Source organism: Phocaeicola coprophilus DSM 18228 = JCM 13818, from assembly GCF_000157915.1.
In the GTDB taxonomy this organism is placed as follows: Bacteria; Bacteroidota; Bacteroidia; order Bacteroidales; family Bacteroidaceae; genus Phocaeicola; species Phocaeicola coprophilus.
Window position 1 is genome coordinate 439,781 of the sequence record NZ_EQ973632.1, and the last position, 4,502, is coordinate 444,282.

The following is a 4,502-nucleotide window of genomic DNA, read 5'->3' on the forward strand; positions in this document are numbered from 1 at the left end:
CGGGATCTGGTGACCAACCATGCCTTCAGGCAGGATCAGGGTGTGGACGTGATCCGGGAACTGATTGCCCAGGCACGTGCCTGCCAGACTAAAGTCCTGCTGTCCTTTGCCGGCGAGGGATTCCGGGAGAGGGTAGAGGATCCCGCACTCCGGGCCAAATTTGTGGATTTCATGGTAGCCTTCATCGACAAATATGATTTTGACGGAATCGAAGTGGACTGGGAAACAGCAGTCACACTGCCGCTGCACGAAGTATTCGTGAGGGAAATCCGGGAAAAGCTGAATGTGCTGGAAAGCCGGAAAGGCCGCAAGATGTATCTCACCACGGCTCTTCACTCCTGGCAGCGTTATTCCAAAGAACTGGCCGGAAAGGTTTCCCGGTCACTCGACTGGATCAATATCATGACCTACGACATGGGAGGCGGAATCTGGGGCAATGTACCTACCCACAACACTCCGCTGGACCGGATCATTACCGATCTGAAAGCTTGGGAAATGTTTGACAAGAGCAAGCTGTGCATCGGTCTGGCCAACTATGGATTCTTCTACAAAGGGATCAAGCCGGGTCAGAAAATAGAAGGCAAGCTTGACAAGTATGGCCGCTATATCGGATACAATGAAGCAATGGCCGTATTCTCTTCTGACTGGAAAGAGGTGAAAGACCCGCAGGCAAAGGTGTCTTATTTCATCAATGAAAAACAGCAGGAATTCATTACGCTGGAAACGAAAGAAACTATCCGTACCAAAGCAGAATGGGTGAAAGAGAATGGATTCAGAGGTGCTTTCTGGTGGGAATTCAGCTATGATGAAATACTTCCTGACAGCAAGGACGGAAAAATCAGACATCATCTTATCGACGAAATCAAATGGTAATCTTCAGAAGTTAACACATCTATGTTCAGCATCCGATTTACAGTCATTACTTTATTCCTGTTGCAACTGGCGGTTCATGCCTACGGCGGAATGGAACATTTCAGAATCCTGCCGGAACCGCAGTCTGTAGAGATCATGAAGGGGAAGGGCCTGCATTACAATGATCTCAGTTTTATCGTAAACCGTTCCGGAGAGGATTATCCTGTACTTGGAACCATGCTTGGCAGTTTGCCGCATAAGGAGAGAAACGGAAAAGGAGTCTATCTGAGTCTGTCTGAGAAAGAAGTTCCCCAGTCTCCGGAAGGATATGTCCTTCAGGTCAGCGAGAAGGGAGTCTTCATCACTTCAAGCGGACAGGCCGGCCTGTTTTACGGCTGTCAGACATTGGAACAACTGATGGAAGACAGCCGTGATTTCGGGCTGCAGATTCCTGCCCTGAAGATCACGGACTATCCCGATATTGCTTACCGCGCAGTCCATCTGGACACCAAGCATCATCTGGACCGTATGGAATATTACTACCGCATGGTCGACAAGCTGGCCCGTTACAAGGTGAATGCCATTATCTGGGAACTGGAAGACAAGTTTGAATATTCAAGTCATCCTGAGATTGCTTCGCCCAATGCGATCAGCAAGCAGGAGATGCAGGCTTTCTGCCGCTATGCCAGGGAACGGAACATCGAGATCAGTCCACTGGTGCAAGGACTGGGACATGCCAGTTTTATCCTGAAACACCACTGGGAGCTTCGGGAGAATCCGGAAAGCGACTGGGAGTTCTGTCCTTCCAATCCAAAAACCTATGAATTCCTGTATGATCTGTATCAGGATGCCATCGAAGCAATGCCTTATGGCAAATACCTGCATATAGGAGGTGACGAGATTACGGCGATCGGCATCGACAAGCGTTGCAAGGAAACAGGCAAGACGGCCTTTGAACTGCAGATGCACTGGCTGAAGCAGGTCTGTGACTATGCGAAGTCGCACGGACGTACTCCGATTTTCTGGGATGACATGCCTTTGAAATTTGCAGGATTGTGGCCACAGATTTTGGGGGACGAAACAGAAAGCGAACTGGATAAAAGCTGGAATACGGAAAAGCTGGATCAGGCCATAGAGCTGTTTCCCAAAGAATGTATCTATATGCGCTGGAACTATGGTGACGCTACCAAACCGGCTCATAAAAGATTGCTGAAATGGTATAAGGAGAAAGGGCTTCCGGTAATGGCTGCCACAGCAGCTTCTGCAGGCGATTCTCCGTTTATGCCCAGAGAATACACGAAAGCCAATTATATCAAAGGCTTCAGCCAGCTGGTTGTCGAAAATGACTTGCAAGGTATTCTGGCGACAGCCTGGGACGACGGTTCACCGCATCTGGAAACAGTTTTCCGGGGCTATATCGCACAGGGAGAATTCGGCTGGAACCCCGACGGAAGAACTGTTGAAGAGTTTGCCGAAGCTCACGGACAGCGGGAGTTCGGTCTGGAAGCAGGAAAGGGAAAGACTGATTTCATACAGGAACTGGAAAAGGCTTTCTTCTTCTTTGACGGTGCCCTGGTTGAATCCGGCAGAAGAAATCCGGCCTGGGGAACCACTCATTTCAAGCTGATTGAACTTCCTGACAAGACTCATCCCGGACAGTGGACGCAGAAATATCAGAAACGGATTGAACAGGCTGAAAAAGAACAACTCCGCTTTGAGCAGATCCGCCGTGAACTGACTGAGGCCCGGCAGGAAGCTTTGCGTAACCGCTATACTCTGGACATCTACGAACAGAACAATCATCTTCAGAACTATCCGGTCAGACTGCTGCTGGCTTTAAGGGATCTGGACAAGGCTGCCGGTGAAGAAAACCGGCTCAAGGCTCTGGATCATCTGGAAACGGTCTGCAATGACTTTTATGCCATGCGCCGGGAGCTGGAGGCTGTGTATTCACGTACCCGCTTCATGGAACAGCCGGATGGTTATATCCCGGACATGAATCACCATAATCATCTGTCGGCCAAATCAAATAATAGCGACTGGCTTTATCTGTATGAAAAGCCGATGGTTGAAAAGATTCTGAGTTATATAGGGGAAAAATACTAAATTATGAATTATGAAAAATAGAATCTGTCATTTCGGATACTTTGCAATACCGGTATCCATGTTATTGTTTTCATGCACTCAAAGCGATGAACCCCGGAAGCCTAATATAATTTATATTCTGGCAGATGATCTGGGACGTGCTGAACTGGGATGTTACGGTCAGGAGATTATCGAGACTCCCAACATTGACCGGCTGGCGTCGGAAGGTATGCGCTTTACCAACCATTATTCGGGACAGGCCGTTTCAGGACCTTCCAGATGTTCATTGTTTACCGGTCTGCACTCCGGTCATGCCTACATACGCGGCAATGACGAAATGACGTCCCGCGGAGACGTGTGGAACCATGCGGCCATGCTGGCCGATTCGTCGCTGGAAGGGCAGAGACCGGTTCCGGCCAATACCATCATGATTCCGCGAAAGATGAAGGAAGCAGGCTATAAAACAGCCTGTATCGGGAAGTGGGGGCTAGGCTATCCCGGATCTGAAAGCACTCCCAACAAAATGGGATTTGATTTCTTCTACGGATACAACTGTCAGAGACAGGCCCATACGTATTATCCTCCTTTTCTGTACAGAAACGAATGCCGGGAGTATCTGGAAAACAAACTGCTTCCACCGCATACCAAACTCGACAAGGGAGCAGATCCTTATGACGAGAAGAGTTATGAGAAATATACGCAGAAGCAGTATGCACCTGATCTGATGTATCGCGAAATCTTGTCCTTTGTCGAGGAATCCAAAGACGAACCGTTTGTCCTGTTCTGGACCACTCCGGTTCCCCATGTTCCATTGCAGGCTCCTGAAAAGTGGGTTGACCATTACAGAGCCAAACTGGGTGATGAAGAGCCGTATATCGGTGACAAGGATTATTTCCCGTGCAGATACCCGCGTGCCACATACGCTGCCATGGTCAGTTACTGGGATGAACAGATCGGCGGCCTTGTAGCCAAGTTGAAGGAACTTGGAATATACGACAATACCATCATCATCTTTACGAGTGATAACGGCCCTACTTTCAACGGAGGTACGGATTCTCCGTATTTTGACAGTGCCAAGCCCTTTAAAAGTGAATTCGGATGGGGAAAGGCTTCTCTTCGCGAAGGTGGCATACGGGTTCCGATGATTGCATCCTGGCCCGGCCATATACCCGCAGGAACAACTTCCGACCTTCTGTCTGCATTTTGGGATATGATGCCGACCATGTGTGATATAGCTGGCATTGAATCTCCGGCAACGGACGGTATCAGCATGCTTCCCGAAATGCTGGGAGACAAAGAAAACCAGAAACAGCATGATTTCCTGTATTGGGAATTTCCGGAATCGGGAGGGCAGAAAGCTCTGAGATTCGGAGACTGGAAGGCTTTTGTGGGCGATGTAAAGAATGGAAACCGGAACATTGAACTGTATAATCTGAAGGATGATCCCCGTGAACAAAACAATGTAGCGGCTGAGCATCCGGATCTGGTCAGAAAGGTAACCGACATATTCCGGGCCGAGCATACCGATGCCGAAATAGATAATTTCAATCTGCCGGTATGGTAAG

3 protein-coding genes are annotated in these 4,502 nt (G+C 48.9%); all 3 read left to right on the top strand.

All coding sequences use genetic code 11. From position 1 onward, the window contains the following. Positions 1 to 873 (top strand): glycosyl hydrolase family 18 protein (locus tag BACCOPRO_RS03505; protein ID WP_008140991.1); only part of this gene is annotated, 873 nt, incomplete at its 5' end. A 21-nt stretch (positions 874 to 894) separates the two neighbouring features. Continuing rightward, complete coding sequence (locus BACCOPRO_RS03510) at positions 895 to 2,958, top strand: family 20 glycosylhydrolase (protein ID WP_008140992.1); 2,064 nt, start codon at positions 895 to 897, stop codon at positions 2,956 to 2,958. 58 nt (positions 2,959 to 3,016) lie between these two features. Continuing rightward, the gene (locus BACCOPRO_RS03515; RefSeq protein WP_008140993.1) at positions 3,017 to 4,501 is read left to right on the top strand and encodes an arylsulfatase; all 1,485 of its coding nucleotides are present in this window, start codon (positions 3,017 to 3,019) and stop codon (positions 4,499 to 4,501) included. The last annotated feature ends 1 nt before the right edge of the window (position 4,502 follow it).